Genomic DNA, 19,918 nt, shown 5'->3' on the forward strand with positions numbered 1-19,918 from the left:
TCGGGTTGTGCGAGGACAGATTCGCCCGTCCCGAGGGGTGTGATGGCTTGGTTCCGCTCTCCCTCAGGGTCTGCCGAAAAGACTCCGGTTGACTCTCCAGAGCTGCGAGAACAAAATAAGAACATCATCAATGAGAGCGGTTGGCAAGGTCCCATGCGTGCCGGGCAGAAGGACGTTTTTGCCGCTTTGCGGCAGGAAATAGGGCGGCTGGATGGAAGGTTTCGCCCGCACCTGAACGCGCCTTTCGGTCTTCCCGAGGTGGATTACAGGCTGCCGGGAGGCGGGTTGGCGCTGGGGGCCCTGCACGACATTACCGAAGGCGGACCCGCGGCGGAATTTTCCGGTTCGGCCACGCTTTTTACCGCCGGGATCGCCGCCCGGCTGAAAGGGCCTGTCTTGTGGTGTCTCAACCGGAGGGACCTGTTCGCACCGGGTCTCCTGAACGCGGGGCTGCACCCGGACCGGGTCATCTATGCCGAAACCTTTCGGGAGCGGGACATTCTGCCGGCCATGGAGGAGGGGTTGCGGGAGAAAGGTCTGGCGGCGGTGATCGGGGAAGTCACCCGGCTCGGGCTGACCGCCTCGCGCCGGCTTCAGCTGGCGGCCGAAGCCTCGGGGGTGCCGGCCTTCACCCTGCGCCGCTGGTGGAACGTTTCGGAGAAGGAGTTGACCGACCTGCCGAGCGCCGCCACCACCCGATGGCGCATTTCGCCCTTCATCTCCCATGCGCCGCCGGCGCCGGGCTTGACCCGTGCCCGCTGGCAGGTGGATCTTCTGCGCTGCCGCGGCGGCGAACCCCATTCCTGGATTCTCGAGGCCTGTGATGAGAAGGGTCGTCTCGCTCTACCTGCCGACCTGGCCGACCGACCGGATCAGGCGCCATGGCGGCACGCCGCTGCCGGGTGAGCCATTGGTTACGGTCGAAACCGAAGGGTCCCGGCGGCTGATCGGCGCCGTCGACCACAAGGCCCACGCGCTCGGTTTGCGAGTCGGTCAGACGGTGGCACAGGGTCAGGCGCTGGTGCCCAATCTCCATATCGTCCAAGCGATGCCGGATAAGGATGAGGCGGCCCTGGTCGAACTGGCGCGCTGGTGCATCGGCTATTCGCCGGTCGTGGCGCCTTGCCCGCCGGATGGAATCTGGATCGATATCGCGGGCTCGTCGGCTCTTTTCGGCGGCGAGGAAAAGCTCGTGGCCGATTTGTTTAGGCGGCTTGCCGCGCAGGGCATTCACGCTCGGGCGAGCGTGGCGGATGCGCCCGGTGCGGCCTGGGCCATGGCGCGATACGGCGATCGGAGCATCGTGCCGCCGGGGCAGAGCATGAAGGCGGTTGCCGATCTTCCCGTCGCGGCATTGCGTCTGCCGCATCAGGTCGTCGAAGGCCTGAACCGCCTGGGGATCGACCGCATCGGCCAGCTTGCCGCCATGCCGCGTGCGCCGATGGCGCGTCGGTTCGGCAGAGAGGTGGGCCTGCGTCTCGATCAGGCTCATGGTCACATGTTCGAGCCGTTGAATCCGATGGTGCCGAAGGAAACGCCCTCGCGCCGTCTGGTCTTTGCCGAACCCATCGGTCAACTCGACGATCTCAAGCATGTGCTCAACCGTTTGACCGTGTCTCTCTGCGCGGATCTTGCGCGACAGGATCTGGGCGTTCGCCGGCTCGATCTCATCTTTGAGCGCATCGATCGGCACAATGTGGCGCTGCGAATCGGAACAGCCCGGGCGACGCGGGAAGCCCGTCATCTGGCGAGGCTTTTCGACGAACGATTGCAGATGGTCGATCCGGGTTTCGGCATCGAAGCGGCGGTTCTTGTCGCCAGCAAGACCGAACCCATGAGCGCGCATCAGGTGGAGGCGCAGGATTTCAGAAGCGGCGATGTCACGGCCGTGGATCTGGGCCGTCTCGTGGATCGTCTCGGTGCTCGCCTCGGCCCGCGACGGATCTACAGATTGCAACCTGTCGAGAGTCACATTCCGGAACGCTCGGTGAAACGGGTTCCCGCTCTCGCGCCCGTCAGCGGAGAGACTTGGCCGGTCGCGCTGCCGCGTCCCTCGCGTCTTCTCAGGCATCCGGAACTCGTCACCGCCACCGCCTTGCTGCCCGATCATCCGCCGGCATTCTTCATCTGGCGGCGCGTGCGTCACCGCGTGATCAAGGCGGACGGGCCGGAGCGCATCGTCGGCGAATGGTGGCGAGGAGGCGAGGACGATTTCGCCTTGCGCGATTATTACCGCGTCGAGGATGAGAAGGGTGCGCGCTTCTGGCTTTTCCGCGATGCGCCCGCCGATCAATCGGCGCGCTGGTGGCTGCACGGAATTTTCGCATGAGATATGCGGAGCTGCAGGTCACGACGCATTATTCGTTTCTTCGCGGCGCATCGAGCCCGCGTGAATTGTTCGAGCAGGCGAAGCGTCTCGGCATCGGCGCGCTCGGCATTGTCGACCGCAATTCACTGGCGGGAATCGTCAAGGCCCATGATGCCGCGAAGGAGACGGGAATCCGTCTGGTAGTCGGCTGCAGGCTCGATCTGACGGACGGCACCTCCATCCTCGTCTACCCGACGGATCGTGCCGCCTATTCCCGCCTATGCCGGCTGCTCAGCCTCGGCAAAAGCAGGGCCGGCAAGGGTAAATGCGCCCTAGGCTGGGACGATGTGGCGATCTGGAACGAAGGGCTCATCGCGGTGCTTCTGGGTGATGACCCGGATGATACGCTTGTGGTCAATCTCCGGCGCTTGCGCGCTACATTCGGGGACCGGGCCTATATGGCGCTGATCCGACGGTTCGGTCCTAACGAACATCTGCGTCTCTGGCAGGTGGAGCAGGCCGCTCAAACGCAAAAAGTCGCGACGGTCGCGCTCGGTGACATCCTCTATCATCATCCCGATCGACGCATGCTGCAGGATGTGGTGTCCTGCATCCGCCAGGGCTGCACCATCGATGCCGCAGGCTTCCGTCTCGAACGGCATGCCGATCGTTTCCTGAAGGATGCGGGCGAAATGGTGCGCCTGTTCGAGCGTCATCCCGAAGCGGTTGCGCGCAGTGCCGAGATCGTGCGGCGCTGCCGCTTCTCGCTCGATGAACTGGCCTATCAGTATCCCTCCGAAACAGACGAAGGCGAAACCGCGCAGGAGAAACTCGAACGCCTCACCTGGGTGGGCGCCCGCAGCCGATATCCGGCAGGCGTTCCGCCGCGGGTGACGGCCCAGTTGCGGCATGAGTTGCGGTTGATCGAAACGCTTCGCTACGCACCGTATTTTCTCACCGTCCATGCCATCGTCAACTTTGCGCGCTCGCGTGACATCCTGTGTCAGGGGCGAGGGTCGGCGGCCAATTCCGCGGTGTGTTACGTGCTCTACATCACCTCTATCGATCCCGTCCGGTCGGAGCTTCTCTTCGAACGCTTCATCTCGCAGGAGCGCAACGAGCCGCCGGACATCGATGTGGATTTCGAGCATGACCGGCGCGAGGAAGTCATCCAATGGATCTACGACACCTATGGGCGGCAGCGCTCGGCCCTCACCGCCGTCGTCAGCTGTTACCGGGCGCGCGGCGCGGTGCGCGAGGTGGGAAAGGTGATGGGCGTTCCGGAGGATGTGACCGGCGCCCTTTCGGGCCTCGTCTGGGGCTGGAGCACCGAAGGGGTGAGCGAACGCGAGGTCAATGATCTCAACCTCAATCTCGAAGATCCACGATTGCGTCTGACCCTCGATCTCGCGCGTGCGCTGATCGGCGCGCCGCGTCACCTCTCGCAGCATCCCGGCGGCTTCGTGCTGACGCAGGATCGTCTCGACGATCTCGTGCCGATCGAGCCCGCCGCTATGGAGAACCGGCAGGTCATCGAATGGGACAAGAACGATATCGAGACGCTGAAATTCATGAAAGTCGATGTGTTGGGATTGGGCATGCTCGGCTGCATGAGGCGTGCCTTCGATCTGCTGCGTCATCACAAGGATATCGACCTCGGACTTGCATCGATCCCGCAGGAGGACCCGCCCACTTACGCGATGATCCGACGGGCCGACACGGTCGGCGTCTTCCAGATCGAAAGCCGCGCCCAGATGGCGATGCTGCCGCGCATGAAGCCTGCCACATTCTACGATCTCGTCATCGAGGTCGCGATCGTGCGGCCGGGGCCGATCCAGGGCGACATGGTGCATCCCTATATCCGGCGGCGCGAAGGCAGGGAAACCGTCTCCTACCCGACGCCGGAGCTCGAACGCGTGCTCGGCAAGACGCTCGGCGTGCCTCTCTTTCAGGAGCAGGCGATGCGGGTCGCCATCGAATGCGCGGGCTTCACGCCGTCCGAGGCGGACCAGTTGCGGCGCTCGATGGCGACCTTCAAGTTCAAGGGCGACGTCTCGAAATTCCAGCAGAAGCTCATCGATGGAATGCTGGGGCGTGGCTACGACCGCGAATTCGCCGAACGCATCTTCAAGCAGCTCGAGGGCTTCGGCTCCTACGGTTTTCCCGAGAGTCACGCGGCCTCGTTCGCACTGATCGCCTATGCGTCCTCGTGGACGAAATGCCATCATCCCGATGTGTTCTGCTGCGCGCTGTTGAATGCCCAGCCGATGGGTTTCTACGCGCCGGCGCAGCTGGTCCGCGATGCGCAGCAACACGGAGTCGAGATCAGGCCGGTCGACATCAACCACTCCCGATGGGATTGCACGCTCGAGCAAACGGAACGCGGACGCGGATTGGCGGTGCGGCTCGGCCTTCGCATGGCCAAAGGTCTGGCCAATGCGGAAGGCGCGGCCGTCGCGCTCACGCGCGGCGAGACGTCGTTCGAATCGGTCGAGGATATCTGGCGGCGCGCAGGCATTTCCGTATCGGCCCTCGAACGGCTCGCTGAGGCCGACGCTTTCGGCTCGATCGGGCTCAACCGGCGCGATGCGCTCTGGCAGATCAAGGGACTGGGCGATGTGCCGCTGCCGCTTTTCGCCGCCGCGGACGATCGCGATCGGCGCCTGCGGCCGGAATCGGACGAGCCGGAGGTGTCGCTCACGCCCATGACGCAGGGGCGCGAAGTCGTGGAGGATTACCGTTCCAAAGGGCTCACGCTGCGCCAACATCCGGTGACTTTTCTTAGGACGGATCTCGACGCGAGGCGGATATTGACCTGCGAGTCTCTCAAGACGGTGCGCGACGGCCAGCGGGTGACGGTGGCGGGCCTCGTGCTCGTGCGCCAGAAACCCGGCTCCGCCAAAGGCGTCATGTTCATCACCATCGAGGACGAGACCGACATCGCCAATCTCATCGTCTGGCCCTCCCACTTCGAGAAGCAGCGCCGCCTCATCCTGTCCGCCGGCATGCTGGCTTGCCGCGGACGCGTCCAGCGCGAAGGCGGGGTGATCCATGTGGTGAGCGAGCACATGATGGATTTGTCGGAAGCCCTGAAGACGGTCGGTGACCGAACCGAGCCGTTCCCTCTCACCCATGGTCGGGGCGACGAGGCCAAGCGTGGCGGCGGGCCGGATTCCCGCGACGGTCTGGGGCGAAAGCCTCGCGAAATCTACATTCCGGACCTCAGGCTTGGCAGCGGGATCAAGATCAAGACCCGCGATTTTCGCTGAAGGTTGGATTCGGGCCGGGCATCCGCCAGAATAGGGCGATGAACGCACGCGACCTTCAACAGATTTCCGCCTGGGTGATCCAGTCCGGTCTTGCCGGGGCGTCGGAAACGGCGCTGCTGAACGGGTTTTGCGAAAAATGCCATGACGCAGGCGTCAATCTGTCCCGGGGCATGGCCATCATCGACACGCTGCATCCCACCTATGAGGGCCGCGCCTTCCGGTGGCGCAACGATGGCGTGCACGAAGAAGCGGTCGTGGAATACGGCCGCACCCTGCCGGCGAACTGGCAGCGCAGTGTCTTCTACCATCTGCTGACGACCGGAGGAGAGGAGTTCCGCTGTCGCCAGGACAGGGGAGAACTCGCCGAGTTTCACAACCTCAACGACCTCCGGGACCAAGGCCACACCGATTACCTCGCCCTCGTCCACCGGTTCGCCAGCGACGGCGTGATCGGCGAAATGGATTGCTTCTATTCGCACTGGACGACGAGCCGCCCTGAAGGTTTCAACGCACCCGAAGTCGAGGCCCTGCGGATTCTCGTTCCGCAACTCGCCCTTGCCATCAAATGCGCGTCCTTGACCAGAATTGCCGGAACGCTGGTGGAGGTCTATCTCGGCCACGATGCCGGGCAGCGCGTTCTCAGCGGACGTATCTCCCGCGGCGTCGCCGATCGCATCAGCGCGGTCCTCTGGTTTTCGGACCTGCGCGACTACACCGCCATCACCGATACGGCCGCGCCCGATGAGGTGATCCCGCTGCTCAACGACTATGCGGATGCGGTCATCTCGTCGATCCACGAGGCCGGTGGCGACGTGCTCAAACTGATCGGCGACGGCGTATTGGCGATCTTCAAGGCGGACGATCCCACTGACGCCTGTCGTTGCGCCTTGCGCGCTCAAGCGAGTCTGCAGAAGCGCCTCAAGCTCCTGAACGCCCGCAGAAGCGGCGAGGAGCGACCCGTCACGTCCGTCTATCTGGGTCTTCACATCGGGGATGTATTCTACGGCAATATCGGCAGCGAGGATCGCCTGGATTTCACCGTCATCGGCCCCGCCGTGAACGAAGTCAGCCGCATCGCCTCCATGTGCCGGTCCGTCGACCGGGAGATTGCCATGTCGGCGGATTTCGTGGCCGCGACGCCCCCAGACGAGCGCGCGCATATCGTCTCGCTCGGTCGCTTCGCACTTCGGGGCGTCAGGCGTGCGCAGGAATTGTTCACCCTCGACCCGGCGATTCTCGACGGGTGAGTTAGCGCTATTGTCCGACTTTGCTCAGCACATCCGCCTTCAAAAACTTCTCTATGAAAATCATGAAGAGCACGGAAGGCACGAGCAGGATGAGCGCGGTGATCGACGCGATCTGATAATTGCCGCCCATGCTCGCATTGTAGAGCAGAAGCGGCAGGGTAGTGACCTGCGGCACGCCCACGAAGAAGGTGCCGGTGAACTCGTCGAGCGATTCAAGGAACACGAAGATGGCGCTCGCCATGATGCCGGGGGCCGCAAGCGGCAACGTGATGGTAAAAAAGGTCCGCAGGGGCGAAGCGCCGATATTGCGGGCGGCGAGTTCCAGATCCTTGTCCACGGCCGCGAAGGCGGCAGCGGCGATCCACACCGAATAGACGAGACCGTGCGCCGCGTGAACGAGCACCACGCCGGGAATCGTGCCGGTCAGCCCGAGGCTGTAGAAGACCCGCGCCACGTTGATGTAGATCGCCACGGAGGGAAATGCCTGCGGCAGCAGGAACACGATCATCAGAACGGTGCGGAACGGCAGCCTCAGGCGGGCGAGCGCATAGCCGGCCGGAATCGACACCGCGAGCGCGACCACGACCGTCAGGCACGCGATGCTGACGCTCGTCGCAAGCGACGACATGGCGTCGCCGGTCGGCCGGAAGACGACCTCCCAATAGCGCATGCCGTAGCTGACCGGCAGCTTGAAGGGTGTGTACCAGCGCTCGGCGACGGACCAGAGCGCAAGGTTGGCCAGCGGGCCGAACAGCATGAAGGCGAAGACCGCGAGGCCAAGTCCCTTGAGAACCGTCCCCAGCAATCCCCACCATCGCACCGCCGACGCGGAGGGCGCCGCTCCCCGCGCGGAGGATGCAGCCTTGCTCAAGGCCGGGACCGTGCGCCGGGTGATGGTCGCGTCTCCGGGCGTCGCGCGGTTCTCGACGCTCATGCGGCGATCTCCCGCTTCACATTATGCCTGAGGTAGATCCAAGCCACCGCGCCGGCAATCGCGTAGGAGATCACCCCGAGAGCGTTGGCGGTCGCATAATCGCCGTAGGAGTTGATGCGGAACGCCATGTCGACGGTCATCATGGTGGGCTGGGATCCCGCCACCATCATGGGAACGGACAGCACCGACAGCATGGTGACGAACGACAGGACAAGGCCGACCAGAAGCGTCTGGGCCACTTGCGGCAGGACGAGTTCGATCAGCACGCGCAGACGCGACGCGCCGAGATTGCGGCCCGCCTCGATGGTCGCCCGATCGATGGACGCCATGGCGCCCGCGAGCATCAGCGTGACAAACGGCACCTGCTTCCACACGAACGTGATGATGATGCCCCGCCAATCCAGAAAGCTCGTGGCCTGAAGCGGCTCAATGATGCCCATGGCCACCAGAGAATTGTTCATGAGCCCGTTCTTGGCGAGAAACGTCCGCATGCATTGGGCGGCGACGATGAAGGGGATGAACAAGGGCCAGCGATAGAGAAAGCGCAAGGACGAGATGAGCCAGGGCGTCTCGCCGAGCGTCAGCGTGCCCGCGATGGCAATCGAGAAGAAAGCGGTCAGGAGCGTCGACACGATGACGATGAACAGCGTGAACAGAATGTCGGTGGAATAGAGCTCAATCGCCTTCTCGAAATGGGTCAGCGATATGCCTTCTCCCGGGACCGTGAACGCCGAAATGAGGGAGAAGCCCAGCGGGTAGAGGAACAGAGCCGCGATCATCACCAGAGCGGGCGCGATCAGGATCAGGCCGAAGAAGGACGGTCGCGTCATGGAATGTCACTGCCTGCCGGGACGGCGGAGAAACGGGCGGTCCGCTGGGTGCGGGCCGCCCACGAAAAGCCCTATCGACCGATCAATTGGCGACCTTCTTCTCGTAGGTTTCGAGAATATCGTTGAAGTACGGCCCGATCGGGAACGGCTTGCCGTTGGTCGCGAGCGATTCCGGCGTGATGTCGACGAACAGCTTGTCCCAATCCGCCTTGTCGAGCTTGCTCTGGACGTTCTTGGCGTCGATGCCCGGATACCAGTTGAACTTCTTCACGATCCCCTCGGCCTGAACCTCGGGGCTGGTGGCGAGCGCGATGAATTCAGCTGCGAGTTTTTCCTGCGCCGTCTTGGTCGGAACGGCGTAATACATCGGCTGACCGGGCATCCCGGGCGCGACGAGTTTGAGGCGTGTGTTCGGCGGCAGTTTGCCTTCGGCTTTCCACGTATAGAACATGTCGACCCAGACCGGGCCCATGGCGATCTCGCCGCGGTTCAGCATGTCGAGCGTCCCGGCATTGCCGGGGGTGATCACGACGCTCTTGTTGAACTCCTTGAGGTCGGCCATGGCCTTGTCCCAGCTGGCCTTGGTGGCGGCATCGTAGGGGCCTTTCTCGAGCTTCGCAGCGTCACCGCCGAAGGCCGAGACCCAGCCGGTCACGAAAGCGACGCCCGACATCCCGCCCTTGATGCCGTTATAGCCGAACTGCTTGGGGTTCTTCTTCACCCACTCGCTCAATTCCGCGTAGCTGTTGGGCGGGCTCTTCACCAGATCGGGGTTGTAGGCGATGGCCGTCTGCGAGTGGAACATCGGCATGACATAGCCGCTGACATCCGCCCCAAGTGAGTTGTTGGCGGTATCGCGGGTCACCAGATTGCTGGTGGGAAGGGTGTCGCGGTACTTCTTGATGAGTTCGTCCTTCACCAGGGTGCCGGCGGCTTTCTGGTGGATCACCACGACGTCGAAATCGGAAGCCGCTCCGGCTTTCTTCTGAGCGTCGAGCTTCTCGAAGATCTTCTGCGATCCGCCGTCGCCCGGGCCGGTGCCCACCGCCACCACTTTCACGCCGGGGTGGCTCTTCTCGAACATCGGCCCGAGATAATCCTTGATGTAATCGACCATGTTCTGGTCGCCCGCCGTCGCCACATTAAGTGTCTGGGCGCTTGCCGAATGGGTGAGAAGGACGGCGGCGAAGCCGGCCGCCAAAAGGCTCTTATGCATGGTTTTCTCCCTTGATGGTGCTGGTGGGGAACAGGTGCAGGGATGCGAGCGGAAGGCGTAGGCCAACCGGTCGATCGAGCTCGTGATAGTGATCGTCCGTCACAGTGAAATGACGGTCGGCGATGGCCACCACATACCTGTAATGTCCGCCCGGATACGTTCTCTGCGTAATTCGTCCGGGAATAATGATGGACCCGTCGATGCGGGCTTCTGGATCGTCGAGCGACGCAACGTCGTCGCGGAAATACGCCGTCACCGGACCGACGGGAACGGCCCCGTTCCAGGAGGTCGAATTGCCTTGCGCGACCGCCACCTCGACGCCGTCGCCGGAAGGCCGCACGTCGAGGCCGATGGTGTTCTCGGCTCCCATGAAACTCGCGACGAATGGGGAATTCGGATGATCGAAGACCTCCTTGGGCGAGCCGATCTGCGCGATCCGTCCCGCATCCATCACCACGATCCGGTCAGCCATGGTCATGGCCTCTTCTCGATCGTGGGTCACATGGATGGCCGTGAAACCCAGACGGTTCTGGAGTGCCTTGATCTCCGAACGCAGCTGGATCCGCACCTTCGCGTCGAGATTCGACAAGGGTTCGTCGAGCAGCAGGATTTCCGGCTCGATGGCAAGCGACCGTCCCAGCGCCACGCGCTGGCGTTGTCCGCCCGAAAGGTTCGTCACCTTGCGGTCTTCGAGCCCCGTCAGGTTGAGCATCTTGAGGATTGCGGCGACCCGCGTCCGGATCTCCTCCCTGCCCACGCCGCGCAGGCGCAGACCGTAGCCGACGTTACCCAGCACGGTCATGTGCGGCCAGAGGGCGTAGGATTGGAACATCATTGCCATGCCGCGCTTTTCCGGCGGCATGTTCACCACGTCGCGACCGAACAGCCGGATCGCGCCCTGGGACGCTTTCTGGAAGCCCGCGACGGTGCGGAGCAAGGTGGTCTTTCCGCACCCGGAGGAACCCAGAATGGCGACGAACTCGCCGGGAGCGACCTTGAGGTCCACTCCGTGCAACACGCGCTGGTTGCCATAGCTGACGTGAAGGCCATCGATGTCGATGGCCGCGGATACAGGTGCTCCCACGTTCGGCAAACCTCCCGACACGCATTTTTGCGTTCTTATATAGCCAGCAAACCACAATCCGGCTTCGCTGGGAAGGGAGTGGTCAAAACTGCCTACGACGCTTGCATGACGGGCATGAGACGATGGCGAGAGGGGTGTGTGCCGTAAAGATAACCCGCTTTACTGCGCCGCCCGCGACAGGCCGGCGCGGCTTTCGATCATCGGAATGCGGATGGTCTTGGTGATCCGCGCGTCTCCGATGGCATCGGCCTTCGAATTGCCGCCGACGAAGACCTGAATGGCGCCTTCCTCGATCACGTAGGTGCCGTCGTCGAGATGGAATCCCAGTTCGTTGACGGGCACCCGCAGGGTCACCCGCTTGGCCTCGCCGGGCTTGAGCGCGATCTTGTCGAACGCCTTCAACTGCCGCAAAGGCCGGCTGCGGCTCGCCACCGGGTCGCGAATGTAGAGCTGCGCGACCTCCTGCCCGGTTCTGGAACCGGTGTTGGTGATGGTCACCGAGGCCTCGAGCGTATCGTCAGTCGACAGCTCTTTCTTGCCGATCGCGGCATCCGAATAGGCGAATTGCGAATAGCTCAAGCCCCAGCCGAACGGATAAAGCGGCGAGATGTCCTCATCCACGTAGTTCACCGTGAAGCGGTTATCCGGCAGCGTCGGGCGACCTGTCGGCAGGCGGTTGTAGTAAAGCGGGAGCTGGCCGATGGTCCGGGGCCAGCTCAACGGCAGCTTGCCGCTGGGGTTCTCGTCGCCGAACAGCACATCCGCGATGGCGGGGCCTGCTTCGGTTCCCGGATACCAGGCCATCACGATCGCCGGCAGCTTTTCGACGAGATCTCCGAGTTCGAGGGGACGCCCGCCGATGATGACGAGCGCTACAGGTTTGCCCGTCGCCGCGAGCGCCTTCAAAATCTCTGCCTGGTTCCCGTTGAGCGTGAGGCGGGCACGAGAGGCGGCTTCGCCCGACAGTTCCTGTGGCTCACCGAACACCGCGACGACGAGGTCGGCGCCTTGAGCAGCCTCGAGCGCCGCCGGGACCTGGTCGGTCTTGCGACACATCAGGTCGCAACCGGCGGCGTAGCGCACCTCCATGCCGGCGATCTGTGCCCGGTCGCGAATGCCTTTGAGCACCGACACGCTGTCTTCGGCATGCCCGCGTGCGCCGTGGGGGCCGATCTGGTCCCGCGGTGCATCGGCAAGGGGGCCGATGACGGCGACGGAACGAGTGTGCGGGGCGATCGGGAGGACGTTCCCCCGGTTCTGGAGCAAGACGAGTGTCTCGCGGGCGACTTCCCGGGCCGCGCGCCGCGATTCCGGCGTGGGGAAGATCGCGTCGACGCGGCTCGCGTCGATGTCGGGCTTGTCGAACAGCCCCATCCGAACCTTGGTCCGCAGGACACGCCGCACGGCTTCGTCGACAACGGCTTCGGGCACCCGACCTGCTCGGACCTCCGACGGAATGTGCCGGATATAGAGCTGACCCATCATGTCCATGTCGACGCCTGCGAGCAGAGCCTTGCGGGCCGCTTCCGCGCCGTCGGCCGCGATGCCGTGTCCCAGCAATTCGTGGATGCTCGCCCAGTCCGACGTGACGAACCCGTCAAATCCCCATTGGCCCCGCAACACATCCGTGAGGAGCCATGGATTGGCAGCCGATGGCATTCCGTTGAGGGCGTTGAACGCCGCCATGAAGCTCAGCGAACCTGCTTCCAGCGCAGCCCGGAAAGGAGGGAGGTAAGTGTCGTACATCTCGGCCGGCGGAATGTAGGTCGTGTCGTAATCCCGGCCGCCCTGCGGTGCACCGTAGCCGGCGAAATGCTTGGTGGCGGTAGCAAGCCCCCCGGCGCGGAAGCCTTCGACTCGCGCCCCCGTCAGCACCGAACCGAGATAGGGATCTTCTCCGAAACCTTCGACGATCCGACCCCAGCGGCTGTCGCGCGACAAATCCGCCATGGGGGCGAATGTCCAGTTCACGCCCACATATGACGCCTCTCTGGCGGCCCATTCCGAGGCGAGGCGGGAGAGACGGGGATTGAAGGCCGCAGCCTCTCCAAGCGGAACCGGGAACTGCGTGCGAAAGCCGTGAACGATGTCGAGACCGAACAAGGGTGGGATTTGGAGCCGCGACTTGCGCGCCAGAGCTTGTGCGCGGGCCACGTCCTGGGCGTTGTTGAAGTTCAGAAGCGCGCCGCTCCGGCCTTCCTGAATGTCCTCCCAGCGAAGTGGGGGGCCGTGGGAGATCAGATTGAGCTGACCCACTTTCTCTTCCAGTGTCATCCGCGAAAGCAATCGATTGACGCGAGCGTCGACATCCTCCGAGGCGGAGGCGGACAGGAAGCCGGCGGCAAGGAGGGCGAGGGCCGCAAGCGGCGTCCTCAGGTGCCAGAAATGGGTAGCCCTCACGATCGTATCCTTCAAAACGCACGTCTCCATTGGGGCAAAGGCTGCTTGCCAAAATCCCGCTTGCGGTCGGTTCCCATTGCTAGGACAATCGCCGCCATTGGCGCTTGCCGGGCGCTACGTCAATGCAATTGTTCGTCAAAGCCATGGATCCGCAACCGTTCCACTCGCGATTTCCCCTGTCGGCGTTGGCGGCAGCGTTGGTCGTGTTGGCCATCTTTGTCGCGGCGGCGGCCTTTAGTGGGCAGACCGGGGTGACGGCAGCCACGGTGATCGTGTTCTCTGCAGCTGTCGTGGCGAGCGCCGTGCTGGTCGCACGGGAACTATCGAGCGCCGGAAGGGATCAGTCCGAACCCGGCATCCGGATCGCACGGCCGTTCCCGAAGGGATTGAGATCGGGCCGCGACAGCGCGTGGCCGGTATCGCAGAGGGACGGTTCCGAGGCCGAAGAGGCCCTTCGCCGGGCCCAGAAGGCAGAGGCGGTCAACCGGCTGCGAGACGGCATCGTGCACGATCTCAACAACAGGCTGATGGTCATCAGCGCGAATATCGATGCGGTGGCGCGGCAGATGAAGGAGCAGCCGCTGCTGCAGCGAAAGCTGCTGTCGGCCCTCGTGGCTTCGGACCAGGCGGCTTCTCTTCTTGCGCGCTCGACGGCGTTTGCGCGCCAGCACGCGCCGCATGTGCAGAATGTCGAGCTTGGGGAGCGAATTGACTCGCTCGCGACCCTGATGGGCCGGTCGCTTCTGCGCGACACGGTCGAACTGCGGGTGTCGATTGAGGACGATCTTTGGCCCGTCGCGGTGGATCCGGACGATCTCGAGACCGCCATCGTCACCCTGAGCGCCCATGCGCGCGATGCATTGGCGCAGGGAGGCACCATCCGTATCGAGGCGTCCAATGTCGAGGTCACGCGCGGCACTCTGGGCGATCCGCTCCTCGAAGGCGATTTTGTTCGCTTGGTGATCGACAGCAGCGACGCGGGAGAGAGCGCGGGGCCATTCGACGATCCGGCGGTGAACGCCTTCACGCTCGACGATCTGGATATGTCGTCCTGGGAGGCTCTGAAACGGGGGCTTCATTTTCTGCACGCCATCGGCGGCACAACCGAGGTCCGCCACAACGGCAATGGACTGACGATCTCGCTTTATCTGCGTCGGGCGGACCTTCCTGCGCGACTGCGGGCGGGGGCCGCCGAGGATGATCCGACGCCAGCGGATCGGGTCGCGTCCGCAATCGAAATTCTCGTGGTGGACGATGAGGTGGAGGTCGCGCTCGCTGTCCAGACCATGCTGGACGAGTTCGGATACGTCACACAGGTGGCGACCGATCCGGCGCAGGCGTTGCGAAGCCTGCGCGCCCGCGTGCCCGCCCTCGTGCTGATGGACGTCTCCATGCCCGGCACCATGAACGGCGTGATGCTGGCACGCGAAGTTCGGCAATCCTTCGCGGATCTGCCCATTGTCCTTTTCACCGGCAATCCGGGCGTCGATGAGGATCAGAGCGAATTTCCACTGCTGCACAAGCCGGTCGTCAGTCGGGACTTGCACGCGGCGATCCAGCGCCAGTTGCGGTTCGCCGGCGAGACGAAGGTCATCCCGCTTTTTCCCCGTCAGGCACGACGGGCCCCCTGATTTTCCGGGACGGCGGCGGCAGGCTCGATGGCGCTCGCCGACTGGCGCGCAGCTTCGGTGAAAGCCCCGAAAAGGCGCTGCTGCTGTGCTTTCCAGAACAGCAATTCGGGATGCCATTGGACGCCCAGCAGGAAGGCGGCCGCTTCGCTCTCGATCGCCTGGACGATGCCCGCTTCATCCTGCGCGGCGATCTTGAGCCCGGCGCCAAGTCGATCGACCGATTGGTGATGGAGCGCGTTCACGTGGCACGGATTGCAGCACAGGATGCGGTCGAGCATGGTTCCGGGCATGATGGAAATGCGCTTCTTGGGCAGCACCGTCCGCATTTTGGGGGCCTGCTCGTAGACCTGATAGATATCGGTATGCAGGCTGCCGCCGAGGGCCACGTTGATCATTTGCGAACCGCGACAGATTCCGAGGACGGGCAGCCCGGCTGGAAGCGCAACCTTCAGGAGGTCGAGTTCCAGCCGGTCCCGGTCCGGGTCGATCCTGACATCGGGCATCACCTGGCCGCCATAGATCTCGGCGCCGATGTCGTCGCCGCCGCCGATCACCAGCCCGTCGAGCTTTTCGTGGGGCAGGGGGCGCCCGGGAATCAACCGGATGGCGCGGGCGCCGACGCGGGCGAGGGCGAGCCGATGCATGAGGTAGCTGCGCCAGCCGCCCTTGCGGGATGTGGTGACGCCGATGAGGGGTCCGCTCATGGCCGCGCAACGAGCTCCATCACATCGGCCCAACTCTTGTCCTGCCCCTGATAATCCCTGTAGGCGGCGCTGACGGCGTCGAGCCGAGGTCGGTCGGAGGCAAGTCGTTCGACGGCGATCCAGCGATTCCAGTCCGGCGCGATGCTCCATCCCGGATCGCTGACACGGGCGTCGGGGAGCCGGTAGTGGAAGGTCGGACGTCCGTTGATCTTCTCATTGGGCAGGACGGCCCGGACGCGCGCCTCGTCGAAGTGCAGCAGGAGGGGGAGGAGATCGAGATCGCGGTTGCGCGTCGGGTTGGCCGCCAGATAACCGTCGATGAAATCCGCCATCGCCGGCCAATAATCCGGGTTCGTCAGCTTGCGTACGTAATCGACGGGAAACGGGTCGGCGAAGCCCAGCAGTTCCCGGGTGGTGTCGGGCGCCACCTCGCGCCTCAGCCAAGGATTGAGCAGCACAAAACTCTTCAGGAAGGCGGTGGCGGTCTCAGCGTCCTGCTGCGGAATTTCGGGGTTGAAATGCAGGCCGAAAGCATAGAAGGCGGCGTCCTGCGTTCCTTTGGCCCCGAGACTTCTCAGGCTTGCAAGCACCCGGTCCACCTCGTGCAGCCTGTCGACGGCGATCGGCGCGGTCACGAGTTCACACGGGATCAGGTAGCTGGCAGCGGATCCGAACCACGCGGCGATCTTCGGAATGACCGCGATCCTGCCGCTGCCGTCCTTGGCGGGATGGAGCATGCGGCTGTCGAGCTCCACCGACACATCTCCGATGGCCGAGCCTTCGAGCTTGAAGGCGTGAGGATCGATCTCGATCAATTGCCCGCCGAGATCCTCGCGCAGCGCAAGGATGGTCTGCTCGGCGGAGGGGCCCGCAAATTCCACCTCGACGCCGACTTTTCTCGCCACTCCCTCGGCGTTCAGCACGCGCGGGGGAAGCAAAAACGCGTTGGATTGGGGGAGCGCTGCATGCGCCATCATGTTCTCCGAGCGGCCCGTAATCTGCAACCTGCCGCCGGTTGAACGGGGCGCCATGCTGCCGGGTTCCCGAACGGCCAAGTTTTCAGGCTTTCGGCAAATTGTCCGGCGGCTGGTGGCAATCCGCACGCGATTCAGGCAAAAGGGCCGCGTCATGACGCGTTTCCATCAGAAAAATGCCCGAAGAGCAGCCTGGATCGCTGAATTGCGGGCCATGTTGGCCTTGGGCTGGCCGCTGATCCTCACAAATCTCGCACAGCATTCCCTGATGACGAGCGACGTGATCCTCATGGGGTGGCTGGGGCCCAAAGCCCTGGCGGCCGGCGCATTGGGCACCAATCTCTACTTCGCCCTATTGATCTTCGGAATCGGACTCGTCAGCGCCACCGCGCCGGTCATTGCCGAAGAGCTAGGCCGCCGCCGTCACTCGGTGCGCGAAGTCCGGCGGACCGTGCGACAGGGGTTTTGGGCGGCCGTCACGGTTGCGATTCCGATCTGGGCTTTGGGCTGGAACGGCGAGGCCATTCTCCTGGCGACCGGGCAGGAGGCGGCGCTGGCGCAGGTGGCTGCCGAATACATGCGGGCGCTGCAATGGAGCCTGCTGCCGTTCCTGCTCTATCTGGTTCTCCGCTCGTTCCTATCGGCGCTCGAGCGGCCCGGCTGGGCGCTGGTGATCGGCCTGCTGGCGATCCCCGTGAACCTCGCCGCCGCCTATTGCCTGATGTTCGGTAAACTGGGGTTGCCGGCGCTCGGACTGGTGGGCGCCGGCTATGGCACGGTGATCTCCAGCACCTTCATGTTCGTTGCGCTCGCCATCGTGATCGGCCGCGACCGGCAGTTGCGGCGCTACCACCTCTTCGGACGGTTCTGGCGGGCCGATTGGCAGCGCTACCGCGCGCTCTGGCGCATCGGTGTCCCCATCGGGCTCACTATGGCGTTCGAGGTGACCATCTTCAACGCGGCCGCGCTTTTGATGGGGCGCATCGGCGCCGACGAACTGGCGGCTCACGCCATCGCGCTCCAGATCGCCTCCGTGTGTTTCATGGTGCCCTTCGGCCTCGGACAGGCTGTCACCGTCCGTGTCGGACGCGCGTTCGGGGCGCAGGACCGCGAAGGCGTCACCCGCGCGGGCTGGACGGCTTTCGCGCTCGGTGTCGGGTTCATGGGGTTTACGGCCCTTCTGATGCTGATCGCGCCTCATCTCCTGATCAGCGCATTTCTCGACATGAACGATCCCAAGAACCTGCCGGTCATCGGATATGCCGCGTCGTTTCTGATGCTGGCCGCCTTCTTCCAGCTTGCGGATGGGGCGCAAGCCGTTGGGTCCGGCATGTTGCGGGGGCTCCAGGACACCCGCGTGCCCATGGTCTATGCCGCGATCGGGTATTGGGGGATTGGCCTGCCCCTGGGCGTATGGCTGGCCTTCGGGGCCGGCTTTCGGGGCGTTGGCATCTGGATCGGATTGGCAACTGGCCTCGGCGTCGTGGCCGGGCTGATGCTGTGGCGTTGGCTGCAGCGCGATCAATTGGGCCTCGTGGCGCTGCCGCCGCTGGAAGCGTACGCCGAATAGGCCAGTCTCGCGCCTTGCTTAAGCGATGCAATAGAACAACATCCAGGCTATTAGCAACAGTGTTCAGGCTATAATTTAGTTCTACAGACAAGCTTCAGGCTAATCGTTAGCTCAATTTGGTTCCCTCAAAAGTAAAGCAAAATAAGGGGAAAATGACTCCGTCATATTCTTGCCTCTTTGTGGGTCAGTTTCCCTTTTTAGTCGCAAGGAAGGGGAGCCAAATCCTTGAAGAATATACTCTCTCGCGCGTCAATAATGGCGCCGCTGCTATTTGTTGCTGCCTGCAATACGACATCGGCGGATACGTCCGTGACCGGATCGATTTCACAAAACAAGATTGCGACGACCGGGACCCTCCAAAAAGGGACTGCCTCCTGGTACGGGCCCGGCTTTCACGGTCGCAAGACCGCCAGCGGGGAGCGTTTCAATTCCGGCGCCATGACGGCGGCCCATCGCTTTCTGCCATTCGGCACCAAGCTCAAGGTGGTGAACGAGAAGACCGGCCGCTCGGTGGTGGTGCGGGTCAACGACCGCGGTCCCTTCACCCGCAACAGAATCATCGATCTCGCCAAGGGCCCGGCCCAGGAACTCGGCCTGATGGGAACGGGAACCGCCTACGTGTCGCTCCAGCGCGTCGAGTGAGGTTAGGCGGTTCTTAATCCATTCCGGCGATCCTCGGTCCGATTCGGGACCAAGGGTTGCGTAGATGGAATCGAGAGCCACAGAGCCGACAAACGTCATCCGCTTTCCGGGTGGACGCGCATCGGCGTCGCCGCGTCGCGATCAGCGTAGCCTGATGGACGCCGTCTACGCCGCGGGATCCCTGCCGATCGACGCACAGGACCGCGCCACGAAAGCGATTGCCACGCGGTTGACGATTTTCGGTTTCGTGGTGCTGGACGAGGTCCAGGCCGACGGCACCATCCGACGTCTGCGGCCTTCGGAGGCGATCCACGCCTCGACGCTGCATCCCTGGCGGATTTCCAAGCCATCCAGCCGCTACGCCCTCGATCGCTTGCCGGCCAGCGATCTGGATCTCTTCGTGGCCCAGGCCTGACAGGCAGCGAGACCAGCGTCGCCTCAGAAAATTGCTTGCGTCTAGCCCTCGCCGATGCCCGCACTAACTTATGGCAAAGACGCGTCTTGGCGTGAAATCCGATCTCCTCGGATGTGCCGGCGCGTGATGGGGGGCGGGCGATGCATCTCGTTCAAATCCTGCTGCCGCTTGCGGACAATACGGGGCATCGCTTCAAGAGCGAGGAATATGCCCGGGTCCGCGCGGAGATGACGGAGCTTTTCGGCGGCATCACGAGTTTCACGCGCGCACCCGCCAAAGGAACGTGGACCGAGGGAGGCCATACCGAGCACGACGATCTCGTCGTGTTCGAGATCATGACGCGCGAGATCGACCATCGCTGGTGGGAGCATTATCGCGCCGATCTCGAGCGACGCTTCATGCAGGAAGCGATTGTCATCCGCGCCATCAAGGTCGAAATGCTCTAGGGCAGACGGTCCGGGCATGGAACCGTTGCGATACGGCCGGGCTTGTCGTTTCCGAAATGGAGTGTGTCGATGTCCAAGCCTGTCGTCGTGTCGATCCCGCACAATCTCGGCAAAGCCGAAGCCATGCGCCGCCTTCAGGGGGGATTGGGAAGCGTCAAATCCCACTTCAGCGACAAGATCGCCTCGATCGAGGAAAACTGGATAGACGATCGAATGGCATTTCGGATCGGCACCATGGGGCAGTCGAT

General features: G+C 63.6%; 16 protein-coding genes. 9 read left to right on the top strand and 7 right to left on the bottom strand.

The window, feature by feature from the left end; genetic code table 11:
- Window positions 1-153: 153 nt before the first annotated feature.
- The 4 genes from AC1DVM_RS11770 to AC1DVM_RS11785 are packed head-to-tail and all read left to right on the top strand — an operon-like array spanning window position 154 to window position 6,824.
- Complete coding sequence (locus tag AC1DVM_RS11770; RefSeq protein ID WP_477254618.1) at window positions 154-906, top strand: ImuA family protein; 753 nt, start codon at window positions 154-156, stop codon at window positions 904-906.
- Window positions 824-2,329 carry a Y-family DNA polymerase gene (locus tag AC1DVM_RS11775; protein WP_477254619.1) on the top strand — a complete coding sequence of 502 codons (1,506 nt, stop codon included), beginning with the start codon at window positions 824-826 and terminating at the stop codon, window positions 2,327-2,329. Before AC1DVM_RS11770 ends, AC1DVM_RS11775 begins: the two co-directional genes overlap by 83 nt.
- Entirely contained in the window at window positions 2,326-5,577 is a 3,252-nt protein-coding gene (locus AC1DVM_RS11780; RefSeq protein WP_477254620.1) for an error-prone DNA polymerase, read from the top strand. The genes AC1DVM_RS11775 and AC1DVM_RS11780 overlap by 4 nt, the downstream gene beginning before the upstream one ends.
- A 38-nt stretch (window positions 5,578-5,615) precedes the next feature.
- The gene (locus tag AC1DVM_RS11785) at window positions 5,616-6,824 is read left to right on the top strand and encodes an adenylate/guanylate cyclase domain-containing protein (RefSeq protein WP_477254621.1); all 1,209 of its coding nucleotides are present in this window, start codon (window positions 5,616-5,618) and stop codon (window positions 6,822-6,824) included.
- A gap of 7 nt (window positions 6,825-6,831) precedes the next feature.
- Here the strand turns inward: AC1DVM_RS11785 and AC1DVM_RS11790 are convergent, their stop codons facing one another.
- The 5 genes from AC1DVM_RS11790 to bglX form a co-directional block, all read right to left on the bottom strand.
- Complete coding sequence (locus AC1DVM_RS11790; protein WP_477254622.1) at window positions 6,832-7,758, bottom strand: ABC transporter permease; 927 nt, start codon at window positions 7,756-7,758, stop codon at window positions 6,832-6,834.
- Complete coding sequence (locus AC1DVM_RS11795) at window positions 7,755-8,588, bottom strand: ABC transporter permease (RefSeq protein WP_477254623.1); 834 nt, start codon at window positions 8,586-8,588, stop codon at window positions 7,755-7,757. Before AC1DVM_RS11795 ends, AC1DVM_RS11790 begins: the two co-directional genes overlap by 4 nt.
- Window positions 8,589-8,670: 82 nt before the next feature.
- Entirely contained in the window at window positions 8,671-9,804 is a 1,134-nt protein-coding gene (locus tag AC1DVM_RS11800) for an ABC transporter substrate-binding protein (RefSeq protein WP_477254624.1), read from the bottom strand.
- A complete protein-coding gene (locus AC1DVM_RS11805) occupies window positions 9,797-10,888 on the bottom strand; it encodes an ABC transporter ATP-binding protein (RefSeq protein WP_477254625.1) in 1,092 nt (363 codons plus the stop codon). Before AC1DVM_RS11805 ends, AC1DVM_RS11800 begins: the two co-directional genes overlap by 8 nt.
- Before the next feature lie 159 nt (window positions 10,889-11,047).
- Complete coding sequence (gene bglX / locus AC1DVM_RS11810; protein ID WP_477254626.1) at window positions 11,048-13,288, bottom strand: beta-glucosidase BglX; 2,241 nt, start codon at window positions 13,286-13,288, stop codon at window positions 11,048-11,050.
- Window positions 13,289-13,410: 122 nt separating this feature from the next.
- Between bglX and AC1DVM_RS11815 the strand changes: the two genes are divergently transcribed.
- Window positions 13,411-14,919 carry a response regulator gene (locus AC1DVM_RS11815; RefSeq protein WP_477254627.1) on the top strand — a complete coding sequence of 503 codons (1,509 nt, stop codon included), beginning with the start codon at window positions 13,411-13,413 and terminating at the stop codon, window positions 14,917-14,919.
- On the opposite strand, the gene AC1DVM_RS11820 is transcribed toward AC1DVM_RS11815, so the two are convergent.
- On the bottom strand, window positions 14,898-15,623 hold the full coding sequence (locus AC1DVM_RS11820) for a gamma-glutamyl-gamma-aminobutyrate hydrolase family protein (protein WP_477254628.1): 726 nt from the start codon (window positions 15,621-15,623) through the stop codon (window positions 14,898-14,900). The genes AC1DVM_RS11815 and AC1DVM_RS11820 overlap by 22 nt on opposite strands.
- Window positions 15,620-16,654 (bottom strand): amidoligase family protein, encoded by a 1,035-nt coding sequence (locus AC1DVM_RS11825; RefSeq protein WP_477254629.1) that lies wholly within the window; start codon window positions 16,652-16,654, stop codon window positions 15,620-15,622. The genes AC1DVM_RS11820 and AC1DVM_RS11825 overlap by 4 nt, the downstream gene beginning before the upstream one ends.
- A gap of 97 nt (window positions 16,655-16,751) precedes the next feature.
- Between AC1DVM_RS11825 and AC1DVM_RS11830 the strand changes: the two genes are divergently transcribed.
- From AC1DVM_RS11830 to AC1DVM_RS11845, 4 genes are all read left to right on the top strand, one after another.
- Window positions 16,752-18,167: an MATE family efflux transporter gene (locus AC1DVM_RS11830; RefSeq protein ID WP_477254630.1), complete on the top strand. Its 1,416-nt coding sequence runs from the start codon at window positions 16,752-16,754 to the stop codon at window positions 18,165-18,167.
- Window positions 18,168-18,392: 225 nt separating this feature from the next.
- Entirely contained in the window at window positions 18,393-18,809 is a 417-nt protein-coding gene (locus AC1DVM_RS11835; protein ID WP_477254631.1) for a septal ring lytic transglycosylase RlpA family protein, read from the top strand.
- 64 nt (window positions 18,810-18,873) lie between these two features.
- The gene (locus AC1DVM_RS11840) at window positions 18,874-19,224 is read left to right on the top strand and encodes a hypothetical protein (RefSeq protein WP_477254632.1); all 351 of its coding nucleotides are present in this window, start codon (window positions 18,874-18,876) and stop codon (window positions 19,222-19,224) included.
- Window positions 19,225-19,364: 140 nt separating this feature from the next.
- Entirely contained in the window at window positions 19,365-19,670 is a 306-nt protein-coding gene (locus AC1DVM_RS11845; RefSeq protein WP_477254633.1) for a hypothetical protein, read from the top strand.
- Window positions 19,671-19,918: the final 248 nt, after the last annotated feature.

The organism is Microvirga sp. P4_A5 (assembly GCF_056402495.1).